Consider the following 25,505-nt stretch of genomic DNA (forward strand, 5'->3'; position numbering starts at 1 on the left):
TTAGCCATTAACTTCTTAGTTCATGCGATGCAAAAGGCATCACCACAATTACGCCCGGGCAGCCCGGCTCACTTCATTTGCAACGCGCTCTGTGGCATCCGGTATGGATGCGGCGCGCGCACGTTCTGCCATGGTTAATAACGTTTCTCGCGACCACCCGGCAAGGGTGCTGGCGACGGCATCCACAGTAAACTGCGGCTGCTCCAGAATTTTGGCGGCGCCCGCTTTCTCCAGCGGCAGCGCATTCCAATACTGCTGTCTGTCCTTGTGCTGGAACGGCACAAACAGCGCAGGCAAACCTGCGGCGGCAATTTCGCTCACCGTCAGCGCGCCTGAGCGACAAACCACGACATCAGCCCACGCGTAGGCCGCTGCCATATCATCAATAAACTCAGTGACCTTGTGCTGCGGTTGTCCCGCGTCGGCATACGCCTGTTCAACGGTCTGCTGCGCGCCTTTGCCGCTCTGATGCCAGATAGTCACCGCGCCGCCAAGCTTTGCGGCAACCTGCGGCATCGTCTGGTTCAGTACGCGTGCGCCCTGAGATCCCCCGACGACCAATACACGAACCGGACCTTCACGCCCGGCCAGACGCGCTTTTGGCAACGGCAGCGCCAGCACGTCAGTGCGCACCGGGTTACCTACCACTTCCGCATTCGGGAAAGCACCAGGAAAAGCCTGCATCACCGTAGTGGCAATCTTCGCCAGCCATTTGTTAGTTAATCCCGCAATGCCGTTCTGCTCATGCAGTACAACCGGAATACCTAATGACCAGGCCGCCAGACCGCCAGGGCCAGACACGTAGCCGCCCATACCCAGCACCACATCGGGTTTAAACTGCTTCATGATGGCGCGCGCCTGACGCCAGGCATTAAAAATACGCACAGGTGCGGCAAGCAGCGCATTGACGCCTTTACCACGCAAACCGGAGATACGAATAAAGTCAATTTCAATGCCGTGTTTCGGCACTAAGTCCGCTTCCATACGATCGGCGGTGCCCAGCCAACGAACCTGCCAGCCCTGGGCCATTAAATGGTGCGCGACCGCCAGCCCCGGGAACACATGCCCGCCGGTACCGCCTGCCATCACCATTAACCGCTTCGGTTGACCACTCATCGTGCACCTCGTGTAAACGCCTGGGCTTTTTCCAGACGCGTTTCATAATCAATACGTAACAAAAACATGATGGCCGTCGACATAATCAACAAACTTGAACCACCATAACTGATCAGCGGCAGCGTCAGACCTTTGGTTGGCAGCATACCCGCCGCCGCACCGACGTTTACCAGTGCCTGGAAGCTAAACCAGATCCCGATTGAGCAGGCTAAAAAGCCTGAAAAACGGTGGTCAATTTCCAACGCCTTACGGCCAATCGACATCGCGCGAAAAGCGACGAAGAATACCATTAAAAGTGCCAATACCACACCGATATAACCCAGCTCTTCCCCAATGATGGCGAAGATGAAGTCGGTGTGCGCTTCTGGTAAATACTCCAGTTTTTGGACTGAATTACCTAAGCCCTGCCCCCAAACCTCACCGCGACCAAAGGCCATCAGGGATTGCGTCAGCTGGTAGCCACTGCCGAACGGATCTTCCCATGGGTTCCAGAAGGAGGTTACGCGGCGAATACGATACGGTTCGGCAAGGATCAGCAGCACGACCGCTGAAATCCCCATGCCGATAATGGCAATGAACTGCCACAGTTTCGCTCCGGCGAGAAACAGCATCGCCAGGGTAGTGACAAACAGCACTACCACCGTACCAAGGTCAGGCTGTGCCAGCAGTAAAATAGCCAGCACCAGGATCACGCCCATCGGTTTTAAGAAACCGCGCAGGTTGTTACGCACTTCATCAACTTTACGCACCAGGTAGTTGGCGAGGTAACAGAACAGCGACAGCTTGGTAAATTCCGCAGGCTGAATACGCAGCGGCCCCAGCGCAATCCAGCGCGACGCCCCGTTAACGGAGCTACCCACCACCAGCACAATCAGCAGCATGATGATCGAGGCTATCAGCATCGTCGTACTGTACTTTTGCCAGAACTCCATCGGCAGACGCAGCGTCACCATCGCCAGACAGAAGGCGAGGAAGATGTACAGTGCGTCACGCTTAGCAAACAGGAAAGGATCGCCCGCCAGGCGTTGCCCTACGGGCATCGATGCCGATGTCACCATCACAAAACCGATCGCTGCCAGACCAAAGGTCAACCACAGCAGCATGCGGTCATACATGATCAGGCTGTCCGCGTCTTTATCACGCGAAGCCATCACCCAGCCTTTAAGTGCCGCGAAGACCCACGCCAGGATACCCAGTCCCGGTAAGCGCGGCATTCTCAGACGAGGGAGAGATAAGCGCATCAACCCAACTCCTTCGCCAGGCGGGTAAAGACGTCACCGCGTTGCTCAAAGTTCTTGAACTGGTCAAGGCTGGCGCAGGCGGGCGACAGCAGCACCATATCGCCCGGCTTCACGCGCGGTGCGAGCAGACGCATTGCCTGCTCCATGGTTTCAGTTTGTTCCGTAACGTCAGGTCGCAGAGCGGCAAGCTGCGCGCCATCGCGACCAAAGCAATACAGACGAATGTTGTCGCCGGTCAGGTATCGTTGCAGCGGCGTAAAGTCAGCGGATTTCCCGTCTCCCCCCAGCAACAGGTGCAACGTACCGTCAACGTGCAGGCCATTCAGCGCGGCTTCAGTGCTGCCGACGTTGGTGGCTTTAGAATCGTTAATCCAGCGCACGCCGTTGTGCTCAAGCACAGTCTGAAAACGGTGCGCCAGACCGGTAAACGTGGTGAGCGCTTTCAGGCTCGACGCCCGCGGCAGACCCGCAGCATCCGCCAGCGCCAGCGCAGCCAGGGCGTTGGTATAGTTATGCTGACCGGAAAGCGTCATCTCTTTCACGTTAAGGACTTTTTCACCCTTCACTCGCAGCCAGGTTTCGCCCTGCTGACGGTTCAGGTGATAGTCACCCATGTTGATGCCAAAGCTCACGCAACGCTCATCCGCCCCGCGAACCGGCATGGTCAGCGCATCATCAGCGTTGACCACACACACTTTCGCGTTTTCATAGACGCGCAGTTTGGCCGCACGGTACTGCTGCAAGCCAAACGGATATCTGTCCATATGGTCTTCGGTGACGTTCAAAATGGTAGCGGCTACGGCTTGTAAACTTGAGGTCGTTTCCAGTTGGAAGCTCGACAGTTCCAGAACATACAGCTCACGTTCGTCATCCAGCAGCATCAGCGCGGGCAGGCCAATATTACCGCCGACCCCCACGTTCACACCGGCCGCTTTCGCCATCTCACCTACCAGCGTAGTGACTGTGCTTTTCCCGTTGGAACCGGTGATCGCGACGATCGGTGCCTGTGCTTCGCGACAGAACAGTTCAATGTCGCCGACAATTTCAATTCCCGCATCGGCGGCGGCGCTCAACGAAGGATGCGCCAGGGCAATACCAGGGCTGGCGACAATAAGATCAGCGGCCAGCAGCCAGTCATCATTCAGGCTGCCAACATGACGCTCAACCGCTTCCGGTAATTTGTCCAGGCCCGGCGGCGTCGCGCGGGTATCCATTACGCGCGGCGTCACGCCACGCGCCAGGAAGAAATCCACGCAGGACAGCCCGGTCAAACCCAGACCGATAATGACGACTTTTTTACCCTGGTAATCAGCCATGATTAACGTACCTTCAGCGTTGCCAGGCCAATCAGCACCAGCATCAGCGAAATAATCCAGAAGCGTACAATTACGCGCGGTTCCGGCCAGCCTTTCAGTTCATAGTGATGGTGGATCGGCGCCATACGGAAGATGCGCTGTCCGCGCAGCTTAAAGGAGCCAACCTGCAAAATGACCGACAGTGTTTCTACGACGAATACACCGCCCATGATCACCAGCAGGAACTCCTGACGCAGGAGCACGGCAATAATGCCCAGCGCGCCGCCAAGCGCCAGCGATCCGACGTCGCCCATAAAGACCTGCGCCGGATAGGTGTTAAACCACAAGAAGCCTAAACCCGCGCCAACAATTGCCGTACAAACGATCACCAATTCGCCGGCATGACGTAAATAGGGAATATGCAGATAGTTGGCGAAGTTCATGTTACCGGTCGCCCACGCCACCAACGCAAAACCTGCGGCCACAAACACGGTCGGCATAATCGCCAGACCATCCAGACCATCGGTGAGGTTGACCGCGTTGCCAGTACCCACAATCACGAAGTACGCCAGCAGCACGTAGAACAGCCCCAACTGCGGCATCACGTCTTTAAAGAACGGCACCACCAGCTCAGTGGCCGGGGTATCTTTACCAGCCAGATACAGGGCAAAGGCCACCCCCAGCGCAATCACCGACATCCAGAAGTATTTCCAGCGCGCGATCAGGCCCTTGGTGTCTTTGCGTACCACTTTGCGGTAGTCATCGACAAAACCGATAATGCCGTAACCGACCAATACCACCAGCACGCACCATACGTACGGGTTCGACGGGTATGCCCACAGCAGTACGGAGATAACAATCGCGGTAAGGATCATAATCCCGCCCATGGTCGGCGTACCGCGTTTACTGAAGTGTGATTCCGGACCGTCGTTACGCACGACCTGTCCAAAGGACATTTTTTGCAAGCGGGCGATCATGCGCGGGCCCATCCACAAAGAGATGAACAGCGCGGTCAGCAGGCTGACGATGGCGCGAAACGTCAGATAGGAAAAGACGTTAAAGCCGGAATAATATTTGACCAAATGTTCGGCCAGCCAAACTAACATGTCCCATTCTCCTGTAATGCGCGTACTACCTCTTCCATGGCGGCACTACGTGAACCCTTCACTAAAATCGTCATAATCTGATGTTCTGCAATCAGCGCCTTAAGATGCGCGGTCAACGCGGTTTTATCCGCAAAATGCTCACCCACACCGCTGGCATGGCTAATTGCCTGACTCAGTTTCCCTGTACTCAGCACACGGTCGATACCTGCAGCCTTCGCAGCGTCACCCACCTGCACGTGGCATGCTTCGCTTTCCGCGCCAAGCTCTGCCATATCGCCAACGACCAGCACGCGGTAGCCCGGCATTTCGGACAGCACGTTTACCGCTGCGGTCATTGACCCGACATTTGCGTTATAGGAGTCATCCAGCAGTAGCTGATTTTCTGCCAGTTGAATCGGGAACAGACGCCCCGGTACCGCTTGCAGTTCCTTCAGACCCGCTTTAATCGCTTCGTGCGTCGCGCCTACCGCCATAGAGAGCGCAGCCGCCGCCAGGGCGTTAGCAATGTTGTGACGACCCGGCAGCGGCAGCAGAACATCAATGCTTCCGGTTGGCGTTTGCAGAGAAAACTCTGTGCCGTGTGAAGTCACATGAACGTTGGCCGCCGAAAAGTCGCTGTTGCCCGCATTCGGGGAGAAACGCCAGACTTTGCGATCGCCGATAATGCTCTGCCAGTTCAGCCAGTCGTTGTTGTCGGCATTCATAATGGCGATTCCGTTCGCTGGCAGGCCGGTAAAAATCTCACCTTTTGCCTTCGCAACGCCTGCCAGTGAACCAAAGCCTTCCAGATGCGCGGCCGCCAGGTTATTCACCAGCGCCGCTTCCGGACGCGTCAGGCCAACGGTCCAGGCGATTTCGCCCTGATGATTAGCGCCAAGCTCAATCACGGCATAGTCGTAATCGTTGTTTAAGCGCAACAGCGTCATCGGTACGCCGATGTCGTTATTCAGGTTGCCCGCGGTATATAAGGTGTTGCCACACTGACTCAGAATGGATGCGGTCATCTCTTTAACGGACGTCTTACCGGAAGAGCCGGTCAGCGCGACAACGCGCGCCGGAACCTGAGCGCGTACCCATGCCGCCAGTTCACCAAACGCCAGACGTGTATCTTTAACAATCAGCTGCGGCAGGTTGGTGTCCAACGGACGGCTGACCAGCAGCGCACCCGCCCCGCTCTCTTGCGCCTTGTCTGCGAAATCGTGGGCATCAAAGCGTTCGCCTTTCAGCGCGACAAACAGGCAGCCCGGCGTAACTTTACGCGTATCAGTTGTCACCGCATCAAGAGTCAGATCGGCTCCTTTCAGTTCGCCGCGGAGGATCTCCGCCAGTTGGCTGAGCGTTACGCTAATCATGCGATGACTCCCAGCAGACGCGCTGCCGTAACGCGGTCAGAATAGTCGAGGCGCTGCGAGCCAACGATCTGGTAGTCTTCGTGACCTTTCCCGGCCACCAGCACCACGTCGTTTTCTTTCGCCTGCATAATGGCGTTTGTCACAGCCTCTGCGCGACCTTCCATCACTTTCGCCTGTCCGGCATCCAGCATACCCGCCAGAATGTCGTTAATAATGGCGCGCGGCTCTTCGGTACGCGGGTTGTCATCGGTCACCACGACAACATCAGCAAACTGCTCGGCAATCGCGCCCATCAACGGACGTTTACCTTTGTCGCGATCGCCGCCGCAGCCAAAGACGCACCACAGTTTGCCAGTACAGTGCAGACGTGCCGCCTGCAGCGCTTTTTCCAGCGCATCTGGCGTATGGGCATAATCAACCACAACGGTGGTTTTACCCGGCGCGCTGAACACTTCCATGCGCCCACAAACTGGCTGTAATTGTGTTGCCGTTTTCAGTAAATCAGCTAACGGATATCCCAACGCCAGCAGCGTTGCCAGCGCCAACAGCAGATTGCTGACGTTAAACGCGCCCATCAGGCGACTTTCAATTTCGCCGTCACCCCATGAGGAGGTAAAACGAATCGTTGCCCCGCTGTCGTGATAATTCACGTCAATCGCCTTTAACCAACGACCATGACAGTTCGGGTTGATGTGATCTTCCATCGATACGGCAACCGCATCCGGAAGTTTGGCCAACCAGCGACGACCGACTTCATCATCCGCATTAACGATGGCCTGGCCGCAATGGTGCGTGGAATACAGCAGCCATTTCGCGGCTTCGTAATGTTCCATGTCGCCGTGGTAATCAAGATGGTCGCGGCTTAAGTTAGTAAATACTGATGCGGCAAACTTCAGCGCCGCCACGCGATGCTGAACCAGACCGTGTGAAGACACTTCCATTGCGCCAACCGTTGCGCCTTGTGCAACCAGCCCTGCCAGCACATGCTGGACATCTACGGCTGAACCGGTGGTATTTTCCGTCGGGATCACTTTGCCCAGCAGGCCATTGCCGACTGTTCCCATCACCGCGCTGGTTTCGCCAAGCAGTTGGCTCCACTGTGCCAGCAATTGGGTGGTGGTGGTTTTACCGTTGGTCCCGGTCACGCCGACCAGTCGCATTTTTTCAGAAGGCTCGTGGTAAAAGCGGCCCGCCAGTGCAGATAAACGTTCGTTAAGCTGACTGAGATAGATAACTGGAACGCCGTGCATTTCACGGATTTCACCGTCAGTAGCTTCATCTTTTGCTTCTGCAATAATGGCAGCCACACCTTGCGCTATCGCCTGCGGGATATACCGACGCCCGTCCGCCTGATGACCCAATACTGCGACAAAGAGATCGCCCGATGCAGCCATACGGCTGTCGAGCGTCATCTCCCGCAGTGCTCGCTCCGGTGCACCCGGCACCCATGGAGCAAGAAGGTCGCGCAAATTACGATCTGCCACCTGTTGCCTCGCCTTGATTATTCACAAATTCATTTTTATCGCCCGTTGTCAGCGCATCCGGTTCGATGTTCATGGTGCGCAGTACGCCGCCCATGATGGCACCAAAGACCGGCGCGGAAACGGCGCCACCGTAGTATTTACCCGCCTGCGGATCGTTGATAACAACAACCAGCGCGAAGCGCGGCTGACTCGCAGGCGCAACGCCTGCGGTATAAGCAATGTATTTGTTGATGTAGCGGCCATCCGGCCCTACTTTCTTCGCCGTACCGGTTTTAATGGCGATACGATAGCCTTTAATCGCCGCCTTCACGCCGCCGCCGCCGGGCAGCGCCACGCTTTCCATCATGTGCACTACGGTACGCACGGTTGATTCCGGGAAGATACGCTCGCCCGGAACAGGAGGGTCAACTTTGGTGATCGACAGTGGCCGATAAACGCCATAGCTGCCGATCGTTGCATAGACTCGCGCTAACTGTAACGGCGTTACCATTAGCCCATAGCCGAAAGAGAAGGTGGCCCTCTCTATGTCAGACCACCGTTGTTTTTGAGGATATAAGCCACTGCGTTCTCCGACCAACCCCAAATTGGTCGCTTTTCCCAGCCCAAAACGTGAGTAAGTGTCTACTAACGCTGAGGACGGCATCGCTAACGCCAGCTTGGAAACACCGACGTTACTCGACTTCTGCAAAACCCCGGTGAGGGTCAATTCGCTATAACGCGCCACGTCTTTAATTTCGTGGCCATTAATTCGGTAAGGGATAGTGTTAAGTACGGTATTTTCGCGAACCACACCACGCTGCAGCGCCGTCATCACCACCATCGGTTTGACGGTGGAACCCGGTTCAAAAACGTCGGTAATCGTACGGTTACGCATCGCATCCTTCGGCGTACCGGTGAGATTGTTCGGGTTGTAGGACGGGCTGTTGGCCATCGCCAGCACTTCACCGGTGTTCACATCCACCAGTACCGCACTGCCTGACTCCGCCTTGTTAAACGCCACGGCGTTATTCAGTTCGCGGTAGACCAGCGCCTGTAAACGCTCATCGATACTTAGCGCAAGGTTATGCGCCGCCTGGCTGTCGGTTGAGGAAATATCCTCAATGACGCGGCCATAACGGTCTTTACGTACAATACGTTCGCCCGGTTGCCCGGTGAGCCATTTGTCGAAGCTCTTCTCAACGCCTTCAATCCCCTGGCTGTCGACGTTAGTAAAGCCGATAAGGTGAGCGGTCACTTCTCCGGAAGGATAGTAACGGCGGGATTCTTCGCGCAGGTGAATGCCTGGCAGCTTCAGTTTTTTGATGTAGTCAGCCATGTCAGGGTTTACCTGACGCGCCAGATAGATAAAGCGCCCTTTCGGGTTGGCGTTAATGCGGGAAGCCAGTTGATCGAGCGGGAGATTCAGCGCGGTCGACAGCGCTCTCCAGCGTTCACCAACGCTTACGCCGCCTGCGTCATGCACCTCTTTGGGGTCGGCCCAAATCGCCTTAACCGGAACGCTCACCGCCAGCGGACGACCTGAACGGTCGGTAATCATCCCGCGCGATGTGGACACTTCCTGTACGCGCAGAGAGCGCATATCGCCCTGACGCACCAGCATGTCCGGCGCGATGATTTGCAGCCAGGCAACGCGCCCCAGCAGAAAACCCAGTGCCAGCAAAATACAGCCGCACAGTAACGCAAAACGCCAACTGATAAAGTTGGCTTGTTCTTCCTGGCGTTTTGGCTTGTGCGTTTTTGCCGCTGCTTTCATGCGTCGCGTTTATCCTTATTTTTGTACTACGATATTTTCTTGTGAGGGATCAACATGCTGCATTTGCAGCTTTTCCGTTGCGATCCGTTCAACACGGCTATGGTCGCCGAGCGCGTTCTCCTCAAGGATCAAGTTGCGCCATTCGATATCCAACGCATCTCGCTCCAGAACCAGCTGCTCACGCTGCGCGGTCAGTAACCGCGTATGGTGTGCTGTTGTCACGACGGTAACCGCCGTCAAAATAATGCAAATGAACAGGCAGAGTGGCAGCTTCCCATACCGCAAAAGATCGTCACCGATCACGCCAGGCAAGGCATGGCGCTCGTTGCTTCCTATCGATCCTTTAACTTTGCTGAGGGCTTCTGTCACTCTGCTGATCATGCGTTCGTCCTCTCTGCAATACGCAGAACTGAACTACGGGCACGAGGATTTTCAGCTACCTCTTCTTCACCCGGCATCATCTTGCCTAGTGCTCTTAACTCACGGCCGCCCAGCTTTTTGATCTGCGCTTCGGTCATCGGTATTCCAGCCGGAACCTGAGGACCACGGCTTTGTTCGCGCATAAAGCGTTTCACAATGCGATCTTCAAGCGAATGGAAACTGATTACCGAAAGGCGACCACCTGGTGCCAGCACGCTGAGCGAGCTTTTTAGCGCCTGCTCTATCTCCTCCAGTTCACTGTTCACCCAAATGCGCACCGCCTGGAAGGTACGGGTCGCGGGATGTTTGAATTTGTCTTTCACCGGCATTGCCGCCGCAATCACTTCCGCCAGCTCTTTAGTGCGGGTCATCGGTTCGATGCGGTTGCGCTCTACGATGGCGCGAGCAATACGTTTGCCGAAGCGCTCTTCGCCAAAGGTTTTAATCACCCAAGCAATGTCTGCTTCATCGGCGGTTTGCAGCCATTCGGCCGCTGACTGACCGCGTGTTGGGTCCATACGCATATCTAACGGGCCGTCACGCATAAATGAAAATCCGCGCTCAGCATCATCAAGCTGTGGAGAAGACACCCCAAGATCAAGAAGAATCCCGTCGATCTTACCGGTAAGTCCGCGCTCGGCGACATAATCAGCCAGCGCAGAAAAAGGACCATGGACGATGGAAAAACGGGGATCGGTAATCGTCTTTGCAACGGCAATCGCCTGCGGATCGCGATCGATGGCCAGTAAACGCCCCTCTTCGCCAAGTTGCGAGAGGATCAGACGTGAGTGACCACCGCGACCAAATGTCCCGTCAATGTAGATGCCGTCTGGACGAATATTCAGGCCGTTTACGGCTTCATCCAGCAACACCGTTGTATGTTTATAATTTTCCATCATTTTATAGAGACAAATCCTGCAATCGTTCCGACAGCGCGCCGGTAACAGACTGCTCAGCGTCGATATCTTCCTTGACCTGTTGATACCAGGTCGTTTCATCCCACAGCTCAAACTTATTGAACTGCCCAACCAGCATCACTTCTTTCGTTAGCCCTGCGTGTTGCCGCAGAATGGGCGCTATCAATAATCGGCCAGCGCTATCCATCTGACATTCGCTAGCATGACCCAACAACAGGCGCTGTACGCGACGCTCAACTGGATTCATGCTCGACAGACGCGATAACTTCTGCTCGATAATTTCCCATTCAGGCAGGGGGTACAGCAGCAGGCACGGGTGATGGATGTCAATGGTGCAAACCATTTGACCGATAGCGCTCTCGAGCAGTTGATCCCGATAACGGGTAGGCACAGATAAGCGCCCTTTACTGTCGAGATTAACTAACGTTGCTCCCCGGAACATGCCAGCCTCACCCCCGATTACCACTTTATCCCACAAATTCCCACTTAAAGGAGTTTACGGAGCGGAGGAAAACCTTGTCAAGCAAGTCACGGCGCTTAGCGGAGCAAAAAACCCATTGTTTACGGCTAATATCAGCGTTGAACAAATTCCGTACAGCAAACGAAGCAAATTAACGTCATGAATATTTGTAAGAAAAAAATCCAACAACTCATGATTGTTTAAAACAACTGAATATCATCAAAAGAAAAATATAAAGTGTCAGTTTGCGACGCGAGCGGCATTTTAGGACAATATGCAGCGAGATAACAGTACCAGTTAATCAGTCTGTACGCCGCACAGGAGCAAGATAAGGGCGAGATTGTCGCAACACACCAGTAAAGTGTTTGTTAATTCGGCAAATCCCTACATGCTTGTAACAAAATAATACAACCGTAACGCATCGTTACGTCTCAATTACCCAAAAATGGATAGTTGCATTTTTAATTCGGCATAATAGAAGAATCAATTTCAGATAATTCTAAAGAATATTCTTAATTATAATGCGGTTATTTCCGAGAACGGGATAATTGATGATGTCAGAGGCTTATCCGCCGACATCATCAATTGAGGCAACTTAGTTACGGCTTAGAATACCGCGACGGTACAGATTACGCCGTATACGCGTTAAACCTGGTTTGGGTTTACGCGGCTCATCCAGGCTTGCCAACACAATCTCCAGCACGCGTTCCGCGACATCCCGATGGCGCTGCGCCACCGCCAGTACCGGGCACTGCAGGAAGTCGAGCAGCTCGTGGTCGCCAAAAGTCGCAATCGCTAAATCAGACGGTAACTGCCCGTCGCGGCGCAGGGTCACATCCATCACCCCCTGCAACAGGGCAAACGACGTGGTAAACAGCGCCTGAGGCATTGGATGCGTTTCCAGCCATTTATCAAATAACTGCGCGGCCGCCTCCCGCTCATAGCTGTTGGCATAGAGAAAATGCACTTCACGCAGATCGTCCTTCCACGCGGTACGGAAACCCTGTTCGCGCAGGAAACTGACGGACAATTCAGGAAGCGCCCCCAGATAGAGCACGGTTTCAGCAGGGAATTTACGTAACTCCTCCGCCAGCATCTGCGCATCATCCTGGTCAGCGCCCACCACGCTGGTGAAATGTTCACGATCCAGCGCGCGATCCAGCGCCACAATCGGGAATGAACTGTTCGCCCAGCGCTGATAAAACGGATGTTCAGGCGGCAAGGAAGTCGAAACGATAATGGCATCAACCTGACGTTGTAAAAGATGCTCAATACAGCGCATTTCGTTATCAGGCTGATCTTCAGAGCAGGCAATCAGTAGTTGATACCCGCGCTGACGCGCCTGGCGCTCCAGATAGTTTGCAATCCGGGTATAGCTCGTGTTTTCGAGATCCGGGATCACCAGCCCGATAGAACGTGTGCGTCCAGCACGCAGCCCGGCCGCCACGGCATTCGGGTGGTAATTATGCTCACGCACCACCGCCATGACTTTTTCAACCGTTTTGTCGCTTACGCGGTATTGCTTTGCTTTGCCGTTAATAACGTAGCTTGCAGTCGTTCGCGAAACGCCGGCCAACCGAGCGATTTCATCCAGTTTCACAATTGCCCCTTGCGTAAAATGTACAAACCATAACCTTTGAGATGGCATGGGTTAAACTTCTTAACATCTAAGCGCAGAATAATGACTGCGGCAACCGCTTTTGTCTCTGGTTACTGCTGATTTCGCAAAAAAAAGCAACCAGTAGCCAATGCATCTCACGTAGGTCAGGTAAGCGTTAGCGCATAATTTTATCGCCGCGGGAAAGCCCCACCACGCCGGAACGGGCAACTTCCACGATTTTGGCGACTTCCCGTAGCGTTGCCAGAAACGCATCCAGCTTATCGCTGGTGCCCGCCAGCTGTACGGTGTAGATCGACGGCGTAACATCGATGATTTGCCCACGGAATATCTCCGTGTTGCGTTTCACCTCTTCCCGGCCATAGCCGCTGGCCTGGATTTTCACCAGCATGATTTCTCGTTCAACGTGGGCGCCCTGCCCCAGTTCGCTGACGCGCAGAACATCCACCAGTTTGTGTAGCTGCTTTTCGATCTGCTCCAGGACTTTCTCATCCCCTACCGTTTGAATCGTCATCCGCGATAAGGTCGGGTCGTCAGTCGGCGCGACGGTCAGGCTTTCAATGTTGTATCCGCGCTGGGCGAAGAGGCCAATCACACGTGACAATGCACCCGACTCGTTTTCCAGCAATACTGATAATATCCGGCGCATAATCAGGTCCTCTCCGTTTTACTTAACCACATTTCGTCCATCCCGCCCCCACGAATCTGCATCGGGTAGACATGCTCACTGCCGTCGACGGTGACATCAACAAACACCAGGCGATGGTTACGCACATGTTCCAGCGCTTCGCCCAGCTTGCTCTCCAGTTCGCCTGGATGATTAATCTGGATACCGATATGCCCATAAGCTTCAGCAAGGCGCACAAAATCAGGTAGCGACTGCATGTAAGACTGGGAGTGACGCCCGGAGTAAATCATGTCCTGCCACTGTTTGACCATGCCGAGATAGCGGTTGTTAAGGTTGAGCACCAGTACCGGTAGCTCATATTGCAGCGCCGTCGACAGTTCCTGGATGTTCATCTGAATGCTGCCATCCCCGGTGACGCACACCACTGTTTCATCCGGCAGCGCCATTTTCACCCCTAACGCCGCGGGTAAACCGAATCCCATGGTGCCGAGGCCGCCTGAGTTAATCCAGCGGCGTGGTTTATCGAACGGATAGTAAAGTGCGGCAAACATTTGATGCTGGCCAACGTCAGAGGTCACGTATGCATCCCCTTTCGTCAGACGCCAGATGGTTTCAATCACCGCCTGCGGTTTAATACTTTCACTTTGCGTGTCGTATTTCAGGCACTGACGAGCGCGCCAGTGTTCGATCTGTTGCCACCAGTCACGGTTATCATCCAGCGGCTGCTGCGATTTCTCCTGCGGCAGCAGTTCAAGCATCTGATCCAGCACCAGGCGAGCATCGCCCACAATCGGAATATCCGCAGTGACGGTTTTTGAAATTGAGGTCGGATCGATGTCGATATGCAGCACGGTCGCATTCGGGCAATATTTTGCCAGGTTATTGGTCGTTCGATCGTCAAAACGAACGCCGACGGCAAAGATCACATCAGAATGATGCATGGTCATATTCGCTTCGTAAGTACCATGCATGCCCAACATTCCCAGCGCCTGGCGATGCGTGGCCGGAAACGCGCCTAACCCCATCAGCGAGGAGACAACCGGCAGATTGAGTGCTTCGGCAATTTGCCCCAGTTGTTCGTGACAGGCGGCATTCACCGCGCCACCACCAACATAGACAACCGGTTTCTTCGCCGCGACCAGCGTCTGCAAAGCACGTTTTATCTGTCCTTTGTGCCCGGTCGTTGTCGGGTTATACGAACGCATACTCACCGACTCCGGCCAGCTATAAGGCAGTTTTTTCGCCGGATTCAGAATATCTTTCGGCAAATCCACCACCACCGGCCCCGGACGACCGCTTGCCGCCAGCCAGAAGGCTTTTTTCAGCACCTGCGGGATATCTTCCGTTTGTTTAACCAGAAAACTGTGTTTTACCACCGGGCGGGATATACCCACCATGTCGCACTCCTGGAAGGCATCGTAGCCAATCAGGGAGGTGGCGACCTGGCCAGAGAGGATCACCAACGGAATGGAATCCATATATGCCGTTGCAATCCCGGTGATCGCATTGGTTGCCCCTGGTCCGGAAGTGACCAAAACGACGCCCACTTCTCCCGTGGCACGAGCCAGGCCATCAGCCATATGTACTGCGGCTTGCTCATGACGGACTAACACATGATCAATACCGCCGACCGTATGCAATGCATCATAAATATCGAGGACGGCCCCCCCGGGATAACCGAATACCTGCTTCACACCCTGATCGATAAGCGATCGGACGACCATCTCGGCTCCAGACAACATCTCCATGGCTTGCCTCACTCTTATAATGAATTACGGTTTAACAACACATTAACCGCTGACGATGACGCATGGCAATTGACTCCGAAGGGGGGGCACTGGAGTAAATAAGAATAAAACGGAGGTCAGAATTGAATAAATGGAGAATTAAACCAGCATAAGCAATTGATATGATAAATAATCGCTTAAAAAGGGGGACTTACAGCAATTAGTCTATTTTTTTACACTTTCGGACATACGTAAAAAGTCGAGTTCAGCACAAAATTTTAGATATAAAGATAAAAGCAGAATAAACCAGATGTATTCCCCGATTTATTCTGCCAGCGGCTACTTCTTACAGACGGAGACTAACAGTTCTTCCATCCATTGATGTCCTTTATCGCGCCCCGCAGCCTCATGCCAGGAAAGATAACATGTGCGGCTATTCAATTTTAAAGGTAAAGGCAATATCTGCAGTTCTAAAGAATCGGCGAACTCTTCCGCCAACCAACGCGGCGCAATAGAGACCAGGTGCGTTTGCGACACAATATTAAGCACGCTGATTAATGCCATTCCCTGATAAGCCACGCAGGATTGTTTATCCGGTGTGTCATACCACGGCTGGCTGAATGAGGCGAAGCGATCAAGCGAAACCACGGCATGCTGTTCATGATAGAGATTGCTTTCCAGCAATGGGCCACTAATGCGCGGATGTTTTTTACTTGCCACTAACACCATTTCGTCATTGAATAACGGAACACTGGTAAATTCCGGACGACGGAATTCTTCATAGCTAATAACAAACTCAGTTTCCTGATAACGTAATTGGTGCTCGGTATTTAGATTTAGTGAGGATTTAAAAACGACATTGATGTTCGGTGCGACTTGCTCAACCCGATTATAAATCAACGAAGTAAGAATATTATCCAATGGACTGCATACGCAAAGATTGAATACACGCTCGCTGCTGGTAGGTTCAAAGCCGGAACCAGGCAGTTCATTCTGCACTAATTGTAAAGCCTGACGAACGGAGCCAAACAGCTGGAAGGCTCTTGCTGTCGGCTGGATTCCACGGCCATAACGAACAAAAAGCTCATCGTTAAACATGACTTTCAGGCGTGCGACCGCATTACTGACAGCGGGTTGCGACATCCCCAGCGTATGTGCAGCACGCGTAATATTTTGTTCCTGCATCACCGCATCAAAAACAGTTAATAAATTAAGATCAACCATGCGAAGCTGTGGCTTCCCCATCTCTATGAGATTAGATTTATCTATTATTTTTACTTCTGGCATATTTAACTCCACTGTCACTCTAAACTCCCTTTTCCCAGACGGAGTGCAGAAATAATCTCCGTTAATATGATTTACCATGCATATAAAATAAGAAAAAGGAAAAACATTAAAATTAGGAAAACATAAAGGCACAAATCTAAATGTACAAAAAAACACTACAAACGAAGTGTGGCAGATGTCACTGCGCGATGATTCATATGTTTAAATTTCGAAAACAATATAACCATAAGCGTGGCGAATACACAATCATGCGCACAGTGAATACGTTTTTAAGTTTTAATTAAACATTTCTATTATTAACACATTAAAAGTTAACATTAATTTATCAATTATAGGGTGGCACATTGATTCAATCCATTCAGAATAGCTATAAATTCTGATAAATCATAAAGATATGAAATCCCAAACGAGGCGTTATCTTCAGTTCTTCGTGACCATAAATGCAAATAAATATGCTTAAATATGTCAAACCGTGAAAAACATGTTCAACGATCAGATGATTAATTTAATATACCCTGAGAAATTCAGCACAATTCGCTTAAGTTTATCATAAACTTCCCCCCCTTAACGGGAGCATTTGCAGGGAATGGGGTTGACATCAGTCTTCATATCCAGTACCACTAAAAGCATATCGCATTCGCCTGGAGCTTGATTGATGACTTACATTGCTCGTTTTATCGGTCTACTACTACTAAACGCATTCTCATTGCGCGGTAGACTGGTGGACGACATTCAGCATTAAGTCAGCTCCAGTTAAGACAAAAAACCCGCGCCGTTGCGCGGGTTTTTTTATGCTCGAAGCAAGGCGCCCTAAAGACCAAGGACCTAAAACATGAGCCAGCAAGTCATTATTTTCGATACCACCTTACGTGACGGTGAACAGGCGTTACAGGCGAGCCTGAGTGTGAAAGAAAAACTGCAGATTGCGCTGGCCCTCGAGCGTATGGGCGTTGACGTGATGGAGGTAGGTTTTCCGGTCTCTTCACCGGGTGACTTTGAGTCCGTACAAACCATCGCTCGTCAGGTTAAGAACAGCCGCGTTTGCGCCTTAGCCCGCTGCGTAGAAAAAGATATCGACGTTGCCGCAGAATCTCTGAAGGTCGCTGAGGCCTTCCGCATTCATACGTTCATCGCCACCTCGCCGATGCATATCGCGACGAAATTGCGCAGCACGTTGGATGAAGTGATCGAGCGAGCAGTCTACATGGTGAAGCGTGCGCGTAATTATACGGATGACGTGGAGTTCTCATGCGAGGATGCTGGCCGTACCCCTATTGCCGATCTGGCCCGCGTGGTCGAAGCCGCGATTAATGCGGGAGCCAAAACTATCAATATCCCCGATACCGTTGGCTACACCATGCCTTTCGAATTCGGAGCAATCATTTCTGGTCTGTATGAACGCGTACCGAATATCGATAAAGCCATCATCTCCGTGCACACCCATGATGATTTAGGTCTGGGCGTTGGCAACGCGTTGGCGGCCGTCCACGCCGGTGCTCGCCAGGTGGAAGGCGCGATGAACGGTATCGGCGAACGCGCCGGTAACTGCTCACTGGAAGAAGTGATCATGGCGATCAAAGTGCGCAAAGATATCCTGAACGTACAGACCCGCATTAATCACCAGGAAATCTGGCGTACCAGTCAGTTAGTCAGCCAAATCTGCAACATGCCCATTCCGGCCAACAAAGCCATTGTCGGTAGCGGCGCCTTTGCCCACTCCTCTGGCATCCATCAGGACGGCGTACTGAAAAATCGTGAAAACTACGAAATCATGACGCCTGAATCCATCGGTCTGAACCAGGTGCAGTTGAACCTGACTTCCCGTTCCGGACGCGCCGCGGTGAAACACCGTATGGACGAGATGGGATATAAAGAGAATGAATACAACCTGGACAACCTGTACGACGCCTTCCTGAAGCTGGCGGATAAAAAAGGTCAGGTATTTGATTACGACCTGGAAGCGCTGGCCTTTATTAATAAACAGCAGGAAGAGCCGGAGCATTTCCGTCTGGATTACTTCAGCGTGCAGTCCGGCTCAAATGACATCGCCACCGCCTCCGTCAAGCTGGCCTGCGGTGAAGAAGTCAAAGCCGAAGCGGCGAACGGTAACGGTCCGGTCGATGCCATTTATCAGGCCATCAACCGTGTGACCGAGTACAACATCGAACTGGTGAAATACAGCCTGACCGCCAAAGGGCACGGTAAAGATGCGCTGGGCCAGGTGGATATCGTTGCTAATTATAACGGTCGCCGCTTCCACGGCGTCGGTCTGGCAACAGATATCGTCGAATCGTCCGCGAAAGCGATGGTTCATGTGCTGAACAACATTTGGCGCGCCGAAGAAGTCGAAAAAGAATTGCAACGCAAAGCTCAGAACAACGAGAACAACAAGGAAACCGTGTGATGTCGAAGAATTATCATATTGCTGTTTTGCCGGGCGACGGTATTGGCCCGGAAGTGATGGCGCAAGCCCTGAAGGTACTGGACGCAATCCGCAACCGTTTTAACATGCGCATTACCACCAGCCACTACGACGTAGGGGGGGCCGCTATCGATAACCATGGTCAGCCGCTGCCGCCAGCGACGGTTGAAGGCTGTGAGCAAGCTGACGCCATTCTGTTTGGCTCCGTTGGCGGCCCGAAATGGGAAAATCTGCCACCCAATCAGCAGCCTGAACGCGGCGCGCTGCTGCCGTTGCGTAAACACTTCAAATTATTCAGCAACCTGCGCCCGGCTAAGCTGTACCAGGGTCTGGAAGCATTTTGCCCTCTGCGCGCAGATATTGCCGCGAACGGTTTCGACATCCTGTGCGTGCGCGAACTGACCGGCGGTATCTACTTCGGTCAGCCAAAAGGCCGCGAAGGCAGCGGACAACATGAAAAAGCCTTTGATACCGAGGTTTATCACCGTTTCGAGATCGAGCGTATCGCACGTATCGCGTTTGAATCTGCTCGCCAGCGTCGCCGCAAAGTCACGTCGATTGATAAAGCCAACGTACTGCAAACGTCTATTCTGTGGCGCCAAATCGTCAATGAAATTGCTAATGAATATCCGGATGTTGAGCTGGCGCATATGTACATCGACAACGCAACGATGCAGTTGATCAAAGATCCATCCCAGTTCGACGTGCTGCTGTGCTCCAACTTGTTTGGCGACATTCTGTCTGACGAATGCGCCATGATCACCGGATCAATGGGGATGTTACCGTCCGCCAGCCTGAATGAGCAGGGCTTTGGTCTGTACGAGCCCGCTGGCGGCTCCGCTCCGGATATCGCCGGGAAAAACATTGCTAACCCTATCGCCCAAATCCTTTCGCTGGCGCTGCTGCTGCGCTACAGCCTGGACGCCAATGATGCGGCAACCGCAATTGAGAGCGCCATCAACCGCGCATTAGAAGAAGGCATTCGCACCGGTGACTTAGCCCGTGGCGCTGCCGCAGTCGGTACCGATGAAATGGGTGACATTATTGCCCGTTACGTCGCAGAAGGGGTGTAATCATGGCCAAAACGTTATACGAAAAATTGTTCGATGCGCACGTCGTCTACGAAGCGCAAAACGAAACCCCGCTGTTGTATATCGACAGACATCTGGTGCATGAAGTGACCTCTCCGCAGGCGTTTGATGGCCTGCGTGCGCATGGCCGTCAGGTGCGCCAGCCGGGTAAAACCTTTGCCACCATGGACCATAACGTCTCCACGCAAACCAAAGACATTAACGCTTCCGGCGAAATGGCGCGTATTCAGATGCAGGAATTGATCAAAAACTGCAATGAATTTGGCGTCGAACTGTACGACCTGAACCACCCGTACCAGGGGATCGTTCACGTGATGGGGCCTGAGCAAGGCGTAACGTTGCCGGGTATGACCATCGTTTGCGGCGACTCCCACACCGCCACACACGGCGCGTTTGGCGCGCTGGCCTTTGGTATTGGCACCTCTGAAGTTGAACACGTTCTGGCGACGCAGACCCTGAAACAGGGGCGTGCCAAAACCATGAAGATTGAAGTTAACGGCGCGGCAGCACCTGGCATTACCGCCAAAGATATCGTGCTGGCGATTATCGGTAAAACCGGTAGTGCAGGCGGTACCGGACACGTCGTTGAATTTTGTGGCGAAGCCATCCGTGCGCTGAGCATGGAAGGCCGTATGACCCTGTGCAACATGGCCATTGAAATGGGCGCCAAAGCGGGTCTGGTCGCACCGGATGAAACCACCTTTAACTATGTGCAGGGGCGTTTACACGCACCGAAGGGTGAGGATTTTACCAACGCGGTTGCGTACTGGAAAACGCTGAAAACCGACGACAACGCGACGTTTGATACCGTCGTTACCCTGCAGGCAGAAGAGATCGCACCGCAGGTCACTTGGGGTACGAACCCGGGTCAGGTCATCTCGGTGAACGATAATATTCCCGACCCGGCGTCATTTTCCGATCCCGTTGAGCGCGCATCGGCTGAAAAAGCGCTGGCATATATGGGGCTGAAACCGGGTATTCCGTTAACAGAAGTGGCTATTGATAAAGTGTTTATCGGTTCCTGTACCAACTCGCGTATTGAAGATTTACGCGCTGCGGCCCAAATCGCCAAAGGACGCAAAGTTGCGCCAGGCGTACAGGCGCTGGTTGTGCCGGGTTCTGGTCCGGTGAAAGCGCAGGCTGAAGCGGAAGGTCTGGACAAGATCTTCATCGAAGCCGGGTTTGAATGGCGTTTACCGGGCTGTTCCATGTGTCTGGCCATGAACAATGACCGCCTGAACCCAGGCGAGCGCTGTGCATCCACCAGCAACCGTAACTTTGAAGGCCGCCAGGGCCGCGGTGGTCGCACGCATTTAGTCAGCCCGGCCATGGCCGCCGCTGCCGCCGTTACCGGTCATTTTGCCGACATTCGCAGCATCAAATAAGGAAACTACCATGGCAGAGAAATTTACCCAACATACCGGCCTGGTTGTCCCACTGGATGCCGCCAACGTGGATACCGACGCGATTATTCCCAAACAGTTTTTGCAGAAGGTTACGCGCACCGGTTTTGGCGCTCATCTGTTTAACGACTGGCGTTTTCTGGATGAAAAAGGGCAACAGCCTAACCCAGAGTTCGTACTGAACTTCCCGGAATATAAAGGCGCGTCAATTCTGCTGGCGCGGGAAAACTTTGGCTGCGGCTCTTCCCGTGAACATGCGCCATGGGCGCTGACCGATTACGGCTTTAAAGTAGTGATCGCGCCAAGCTTCGCCGACATCTTCTACGGCAACAGCTTCAATAACCAACTGCTGCCGGTGACCCTGAGCGACGCGCAGGTAGATGAAATGTTCGCCCTGGTGAAAGCCAATCCGGGCATTACATTTGAAGTGGATCTGGAAGCGCAGGTGGTGAAAGCGGGCGATAAGTCCTACAGCTTTAAAATCGACGACTTCCGCCGCCACTGCATGCTGAACGGTCTGGACAGCATCGGGCTGACGCTGCAGCATGAAGCAGCCATCACCGAGTACGAAGACAAGCAGCCAGCGTTTATGCGCTAGGCCTTGGAGTGCCGGATAAGCGCAGCGCATCCGGCACTCCAAAAATCAAACGTCCTTCACCCGCCCGGTCATCACCAGCGTGATCACAGAAATCGCCGCAATCACCCAATAGACGGCAAAGTGACCGTAGCTTTGCGCAACAGCCCCCTGAATCACTCCCGCGAGAATGACCCCCGTTGAAATACTGTTGGTAAATAATGTGGTCGCTGACCCCGCACGCCCGGGCATAAGATCCTGAAACCACAGCATTCCTATCCCGGCGATGATACCGATAAATACTGCATTAAATAGTTGCAGCACCAGCAGCGCCGTGCGGCTGTGAAAGAAGATCAAACCAAGATAAAACAGTACGCCCGCCGCGACGGCCGCGATCATCATTCGCCGTTTACCAAAGCGCTTCACATAGTAGCCCGCCAGGATCATCGCCGGAATTTCCAGCCCAGCCGCCGTCCCCATCAGGATACCGGCCAGCTTGTCCGGTAACCCCAGCTCAAGGCTTATCCACAGCGGCATATCGATGATGTACATGGTATTGCAGGTCCACATCAGCGTGGAGGCAATAAACAACATGCGCACATTTTTGTCCTGCCAACCGCCGGTCTGTTCCAGCGGTACGTCAACAGGTTGCTCCACCCGCGTGACTGACGGCAGTATCAGCGCAATCAGCACCAGGCTAATGGCGAAAATCCCTGCGGCAATGGAAAACATCGCCGTAAAGCCGTAATTCAGCGCCAGCATGAAGGCCAGCGGCGGTCCAATTACCCAGGCCAGCGAAAGCTGCGCACGCATCACCGAGCTAAACATCACCACTTCACGCGCGGAGTTATCAGCGTATTCCCGCGCCAGCGCAAACAGCTGCGGCATGGCGGTATTCGCCAGCGAGGCCAGCAGTACGCCGCAGGTGATAAGCGTGAGATAGTGGCGATTAAACGCAAACAGCAGCGCGTTTCCGATTGCCATCAGGCAGCAGAACATGATCAGCTTGCGCCTGTCGCCCTGGCTGTCGGATCGTTTCGCGAGGCCAAGGCTGACAACGATCCCGACAATCGCATTGACGGTATAAAACAGCCCGACCCAAAACGGCTGCGCCCCGACTTCACGGCTCAGGAACAAGCTCAGCGTGGGTGCCTGCAATGCACCTGCTACGCCCATCATAAAAGCGACTAGCATAAATGCCGCGTAAACGCCGTTGAGGCGCCGTCCCATGGTCATAATCCAGAGCATTACAGTTCCTTTTAGCGCAGCAGAAACAAAAAAAGCCAGCAGTGATTATCTGCTGGCGCGGCGATTAACACCAATACTCAGTCACACATGATGTCTGCAATTCCCAATTCAGGAGTCAGGCTGTCACCTCCCACTGCATCAGTTCTTCGAGCATCTTTAAGCGCTGCGGTGCGCTCAGGCAAGCCAACCAGGACGATTTTTCCGTCGCGGTAAAGTATTTCAACCAGAACTGACGCATAGATGACCCCTTCGTTGTCTCATCGCTTCATCGGAATCTATTATTGGCTTAATATAGGGATAATAAAATTGCTGAGTTTTTCGCAGGAGTTCCCCTTTTATGTCTTCTGGTCGTCTGCAACAACAGTTCATCCGTCTGTGGCAATGCTGTGATGGCAAAACGCAAGACACGACGCTGAACGAGCTGGCGGAGCTGCTGAGTTGTTCGCGCCGCCATATGCGTACCCTGCTCAATACCATGCAAGAACGCGGCTGGTTAACGTGGGAAGCCGAAGTTGGGCGAGGTAAACGCTCGCGCCTGACTTTCCTCTATACCGGGCTGGCACTCCAGCAGCAGCGGGCAGAAGACCTGCTGGAACAGGATCGCATCGATCAACTGGTGCAGCTGGTCGGTGACAAAACGGCCGTACGACAGATGCTGGTTTCGCACCTGGGACGCAGTTTTCGCCAGGGGCGGCACATCATGCGCGTTCTCTATTATCGTCCCATGCACAACCTGCTTCCCGGTACGGCGCTACGCCGTTCAGAAACTCATATCGCCCGGCAAATCTTCAGCGCCTTAATTCGGGTAAATGAGGAAAATGGGGAACTGGAGGCGGACATCGCCCATCACTGGCAGCAGATTTCACCTTTACACTGGCGATTCTTCCTGCGTCCGGGGATTCATTTTCATCATGGCCGCGAACTGGAAATGGAAGATGTCATCACCTCGCTGATGCGCATTAACGCCCTGCCGCTGTACTCGCACATCACGCAGATCGTTTCTCCCACGGCCTGGACGCTGGATATCCATCTCGCCCAACCCGACCGCTGGCTTCCCTGGCTATTGGGGCAAGTCCCCGCCATGATCCTGCCGCGAGAATGGGAGACGCTCAGCAACTTCTCCAGCCACCCAATTGGCACTGGTCCCTATGCGGTGATGCGCAATACCAATAACCAACTGAAAATTCATGCATTTGATGATTATTTTGGCTACCGGGCGCTGATCGACGAAGTTAACGTTTGGGTTTTACCCGATATCGGTGAAGAGCCTGGCGGTGGGTTGACGCTAAAAGGCCCCACGGAGGATGAAAAGGCGATCGAAAGCCGCCTCGAAGAAGGTTGCTACTACCTGCTGTTTGATGCGCGCACCCACCGTGGCGCTAATCAGGAGGTTCGCGATTGGGTTAGCCGCGTTCTTTCGCCAACCCATCTCATCTGCCACGCCGACGAACAGTTCCAGCGACTGTGGTTTCCCGCCTACGGTTTGCTCCCCCGCTGGCACCATGCCAAACCCGGCCATGGTGAAAAACCCGCCGGACTGGAAACGCTGACGATCACCTACTATCGCGATCACATCGAACATCGGATTATCGCGCAGATCATGAAGACGTTGCTGGCAGAGCATCAGGTACAGTTAAATATTCAGGAGATCGACTACGATCAATGGCATGCGGGTGAAATCGTCAGCGATATCTGGCTCAACAGCGCCAACTTTACCCTACCGCTGGATTTCTCGCTGTTCGCCCATTTGTGCGAAGTCCCGTTGCTGCAAAACTGTATCTCGCGGGACTGGGAAAACGATGCGGCCCGCTGGCGAACGGGCGAAATGAGCCTGGCGGCATGGTGCCAACAGCTGCTCGCCACAAAGGCCATTGTGCCGCTGATCCACCACTGGCTCATCATTCAAGGACAGCGCAGTATGCGCGGATTACGCATGAACACCCTCGGCTGGTTTGATTTTAAATCGGCGTGGTTTGCACCACCGGATCCTTAGATCCGGCTCTTGATTGCCGCATAGCAACAAAATCATTACACTAACGCCGTTCTCAACGGGGTGCTAAATAAAAACATACACAAAATCATTCACGCTGCATCAAGGCGGCAAGCGAGTGAGTCCCCAGGAGCATAGATAACTATGTGACTGGGGTGAGCGACAAATCTGCCGGGAGCAGATTTGAACGCTGCTTGCAGCGGCCCCGAAGGGGCGAGGCCCGGAGATGGGCCGAGTAACGCAGCCAACACAGAGGCAGCGTGAATGATGAAGTGTATGGGCTGAGAGATACCCGTCGAACCTGATCCGGATAATGCCGGCGAAGGGATTTGAGGCTGCAACTCAAGTCCTTTGCCACCCAACTTTATGAGGT

The 25,505-nt window shown here is 53.6% G+C and carries 21 protein-coding genes and 1 riboswitch; of the genes, 5 read left to right on the forward strand and 16 right to left on the reverse strand.

Translation table 11 applies throughout. The features are described 5' to 3' along the window. Positions 1-48 precede the first annotated feature (48 nt). The 14 genes from murG to leuO form a co-directional block, all read right to left on the reverse strand. Complete coding sequence (gene murG, locus HVZ39_RS20755; RefSeq protein WP_047499873.1) at positions 49-1,116, reverse strand: undecaprenyldiphospho-muramoylpentapeptide beta-N-acetylglucosaminyltransferase; 1,068 nt, start codon at positions 1,114-1,116, stop codon at positions 49-51. Next, positions 1,113-2,357 (reverse strand): cell division protein FtsW, encoded by a 1,245-nt coding sequence (ftsW, locus tag HVZ39_RS20760; protein WP_016151696.1) that lies wholly within the window; start codon positions 2,355-2,357, stop codon positions 1,113-1,115. The genes murG and ftsW overlap by 4 nt, the downstream gene beginning before the upstream one ends. After that, positions 2,357-3,673 carry a UDP-N-acetylmuramoyl-L-alanine--D-glutamate ligase gene (gene murD, locus HVZ39_RS20765; RefSeq protein WP_181629221.1) on the reverse strand — a complete coding sequence of 439 codons (1,317 nt, stop codon included), beginning with the start codon at positions 3,671-3,673 and terminating at the stop codon, positions 2,357-2,359. The genes ftsW and murD overlap by 1 nt, the downstream gene beginning before the upstream one ends. A gap of 2 nt (positions 3,674-3,675) precedes the next feature. Then, a complete protein-coding gene (gene mraY, locus HVZ39_RS20770) occupies positions 3,676-4,758 on the reverse strand; it encodes a phospho-N-acetylmuramoyl-pentapeptide-transferase (RefSeq protein ID WP_016151694.1) in 1,083 nt (360 codons plus the stop codon). Continuing rightward, entirely contained in the window at positions 4,752-6,110 is a 1,359-nt protein-coding gene (gene murF, locus HVZ39_RS20775; protein ID WP_181629223.1) for a UDP-N-acetylmuramoyl-tripeptide--D-alanyl-D-alanine ligase, read from the reverse strand. The genes mraY and murF overlap by 7 nt, the downstream gene beginning before the upstream one ends. Then, entirely contained in the window at positions 6,107-7,594 is a 1,488-nt protein-coding gene (gene murE / locus HVZ39_RS20780) for a UDP-N-acetylmuramoyl-L-alanyl-D-glutamate--2,6-diaminopimelate ligase (protein ID WP_016151692.1), read from the reverse strand. The genes murF and murE overlap by 4 nt, the downstream gene beginning before the upstream one ends. Then, on the reverse strand, positions 7,581-9,347 hold the full coding sequence (gene ftsI, locus HVZ39_RS20785; RefSeq protein ID WP_016151691.1) for a peptidoglycan glycosyltransferase FtsI: 1,767 nt from the start codon (positions 9,345-9,347) through the stop codon (positions 7,581-7,583). Before ftsI ends, murE begins: the two co-directional genes overlap by 14 nt. 15 nt (positions 9,348-9,362) lie before the next feature. Beyond that, positions 9,363-9,728: a cell division protein FtsL gene (gene ftsL, locus HVZ39_RS20790; RefSeq protein WP_006686695.1), complete on the reverse strand. Its 366-nt coding sequence runs from the start codon at positions 9,726-9,728 to the stop codon at positions 9,363-9,365. After that, entirely contained in the window at positions 9,725-10,666 is a 942-nt protein-coding gene (gene rsmH / locus HVZ39_RS20795) for a 16S rRNA (cytosine(1402)-N(4))-methyltransferase RsmH (protein ID WP_016151690.1), read from the reverse strand. Before rsmH ends, ftsL begins: the two co-directional genes overlap by 4 nt. A 1-nt stretch (position 10,667) precedes the next feature. Then, positions 10,668-11,126: a division/cell wall cluster transcriptional repressor MraZ gene (gene mraZ / locus HVZ39_RS20800; protein WP_181632914.1), complete on the reverse strand. Its 459-nt coding sequence runs from the start codon at positions 11,124-11,126 to the stop codon at positions 10,668-10,670. A 613-nt stretch (positions 11,127-11,739) separates the two neighbouring features. Then, positions 11,740-12,744, reverse strand: a complete 1,005-nt coding sequence (cra, locus tag HVZ39_RS20805; RefSeq protein ID WP_101700752.1) for a catabolite repressor/activator — start codon at positions 12,742-12,744, stop codon at positions 11,740-11,742. A 175-nt stretch (positions 12,745-12,919) separates the two neighbouring features. After that, the gene (ilvN, locus tag HVZ39_RS20810; protein ID WP_003829566.1) at positions 12,920-13,411 is read right to left on the reverse strand and encodes an acetolactate synthase small subunit; all 492 of its coding nucleotides are present in this window, start codon (positions 13,409-13,411) and stop codon (positions 12,920-12,922) included. A 2-nt stretch (positions 13,412-13,413) separates the two neighbouring features. Next, positions 13,414-15,138 carry an acetolactate synthase 3 large subunit gene (ilvI, locus tag HVZ39_RS20815; RefSeq protein WP_016151688.1) on the reverse strand — a complete coding sequence of 575 codons (1,725 nt, stop codon included), beginning with the start codon at positions 15,136-15,138 and terminating at the stop codon, positions 13,414-13,416. A gap of 318 nt (positions 15,139-15,456) precedes the next feature. Further along, complete coding sequence (leuO, locus tag HVZ39_RS20820; protein ID WP_016151687.1) at positions 15,457-16,404, reverse strand: transcriptional regulator LeuO; 948 nt, start codon at positions 16,402-16,404, stop codon at positions 15,457-15,459. Between the two features lie 832 nt (positions 16,405-17,236). Between leuO and leuA the strand changes: the two genes are divergently transcribed. The 4 genes from leuA to leuD are packed head-to-tail and all read left to right on the forward strand — an operon-like array spanning position 17,237 to position 21,918. Continuing rightward, a complete protein-coding gene (gene leuA / locus HVZ39_RS20830) occupies positions 17,237-18,808 on the forward strand; it encodes a 2-isopropylmalate synthase (RefSeq protein ID WP_016151686.1) in 1,572 nt (523 codons plus the stop codon). Next, the gene (gene leuB / locus HVZ39_RS20835) at positions 18,808-19,899 is read left to right on the forward strand and encodes a 3-isopropylmalate dehydrogenase (protein WP_016155686.1); all 1,092 of its coding nucleotides are present in this window, start codon (positions 18,808-18,810) and stop codon (positions 19,897-19,899) included. The genes leuA and leuB overlap by 1 nt, the downstream gene beginning before the upstream one ends. A gap of 2 nt (positions 19,900-19,901) precedes the next feature. Continuing rightward, positions 19,902-21,302 (forward strand): 3-isopropylmalate dehydratase large subunit, encoded by a 1,401-nt coding sequence (leuC, locus tag HVZ39_RS20840; RefSeq protein ID WP_047498383.1) that lies wholly within the window; start codon positions 19,902-19,904, stop codon positions 21,300-21,302. A 10-nt stretch (positions 21,303-21,312) separates the two neighbouring features. Further along, on the forward strand, positions 21,313-21,918 hold the full coding sequence (leuD, locus tag HVZ39_RS20845) for a 3-isopropylmalate dehydratase small subunit (protein ID WP_065554750.1): 606 nt from the start codon (positions 21,313-21,315) through the stop codon (positions 21,916-21,918). A gap of 45 nt (positions 21,919-21,963) precedes the next feature. On the opposite strand, the gene HVZ39_RS20850 is transcribed toward leuD, so the two are convergent. Together HVZ39_RS20850 and sgrT are read right to left on the reverse strand one after the other, a co-directional pair. Next, positions 21,964-23,142 carry a sugar efflux transporter gene (locus HVZ39_RS20850; protein ID WP_065554749.1) on the reverse strand — a complete coding sequence of 393 codons (1,179 nt, stop codon included), beginning with the start codon at positions 23,140-23,142 and terminating at the stop codon, positions 21,964-21,966. Positions 23,143-23,257: 115 nt separating this feature from the next. Continuing rightward, complete coding sequence (gene sgrT / locus HVZ39_RS20855) at positions 23,258-23,380, reverse strand: glucose uptake inhibitor SgrT (protein WP_016151681.1); 123 nt, start codon at positions 23,378-23,380, stop codon at positions 23,258-23,260. 99 nt (positions 23,381-23,479) lie between these two features. On the opposite strand from sgrT, the gene sgrR reads away from it, so the two are divergent. Continuing rightward, positions 23,480-25,135: an HTH-type transcriptional regulator SgrR gene (gene sgrR, locus HVZ39_RS20860; RefSeq protein ID WP_016155682.1), complete on the forward strand. Its 1,656-nt coding sequence runs from the start codon at positions 23,480-23,482 to the stop codon at positions 25,133-25,135. Between the two features lie 239 nt (positions 25,136-25,374). Continuing rightward, positions 25,375-25,477, forward strand: a riboswitch (TPP riboswitch). Positions 25,478-25,505 lie beyond the last annotated feature (28 nt).

This window comes from Citrobacter sp. RHB35-C21 (assembly GCF_013816515.1).
In the GTDB taxonomy this organism is placed as follows: Bacteria; Pseudomonadota; Gammaproteobacteria; order Enterobacterales; family Enterobacteriaceae; genus Citrobacter; species Citrobacter braakii.

Bases quoted from the DNA above. Each gene is read 5' to 3' on its own strand.
- ftsI (WP_016151691.1), bottom strand. From the start codon at position 9,347: ATGAAAGCAGCGGCAAAAACGCACAAGCCAAAACGCCAGGAAGAACAA.
- ilvI (WP_016151688.1), bottom strand. From the start codon at position 15,138: ATGGAGATGTTGTCTGGAGCCGAGATGGTCGTCCGATCGCTTATCGAT.
- murG (WP_047499873.1), bottom strand. From the start codon at position 1,116: ATGAGTGGTCAACCGAAGCGGTTAATGGTGATGGCAGGCGGTACCGGC.
- murD (WP_181629221.1), bottom strand. From the start codon at position 3,673: ATGGCTGATTACCAGGGTAAAAAAGTCGTCATTATCGGTCTGGGTTTG.
- sgrR (WP_016155682.1), top strand. From the start codon at position 23,480: ATGTCTTCTGGTCGTCTGCAACAACAGTTCATCCGTCTGTGGCAATGC.
- leuO (WP_016151687.1), bottom strand. From the start codon at position 16,404: ATGCCAGAAGTAAAAATAATAGATAAATCTAATCTCATAGAGATGGGG.
- mraZ (WP_181632914.1), bottom strand. From the start codon at position 11,126: ATGTTCCGGGGAGCAACGTTAGTTAATCTCGACAGTAAAGGGCGCTTA.
- HVZ39_RS20850 (WP_065554749.1), bottom strand. From the start codon at position 23,142: ATGCTCTGGATTATGACCATGGGACGGCGCCTCAACGGCGTTTACGCG.
- rsmH (WP_016151690.1), bottom strand. From the start codon at position 10,666: ATGATGGAAAATTATAAACATACAACGGTGTTGCTGGATGAAGCCGTA.
- ilvN (WP_003829566.1), bottom strand. From the start codon at position 13,411: ATGCGCCGGATATTATCAGTATTGCTGGAAAACGAGTCGGGTGCATTG.
- ftsL (WP_006686695.1), bottom strand. From the start codon at position 9,728: ATGATCAGCAGAGTGACAGAAGCCCTCAGCAAAGTTAAAGGATCGATA.
- murF (WP_181629223.1), bottom strand. From the start codon at position 6,110: ATGATTAGCGTAACGCTCAGCCAACTGGCGGAGATCCTCCGCGGCGAA.
- leuC (WP_047498383.1), top strand. From the start codon at position 19,902: ATGGCCAAAACGTTATACGAAAAATTGTTCGATGCGCACGTCGTCTAC.
- leuA (WP_016151686.1), top strand. From the start codon at position 17,237: ATGAGCCAGCAAGTCATTATTTTCGATACCACCTTACGTGACGGTGAA.
- mraY (WP_016151694.1), bottom strand. From the start codon at position 4,758: ATGTTAGTTTGGCTGGCCGAACATTTGGTCAAATATTATTCCGGCTTT.
- leuD (WP_065554750.1), top strand. From the start codon at position 21,313: ATGGCAGAGAAATTTACCCAACATACCGGCCTGGTTGTCCCACTGGAT.
- sgrT (WP_016151681.1), bottom strand. From the start codon at position 23,380: ATGCGTCAGTTCTGGTTGAAATACTTTACCGCGACGGAAAAATCGTCC.
- leuB (WP_016155686.1), top strand. From the start codon at position 18,808: ATGTCGAAGAATTATCATATTGCTGTTTTGCCGGGCGACGGTATTGGC.
- ftsW (WP_016151696.1), bottom strand. From the start codon at position 2,357: ATGCGCTTATCTCTCCCTCGTCTGAGAATGCCGCGCTTACCGGGACTG.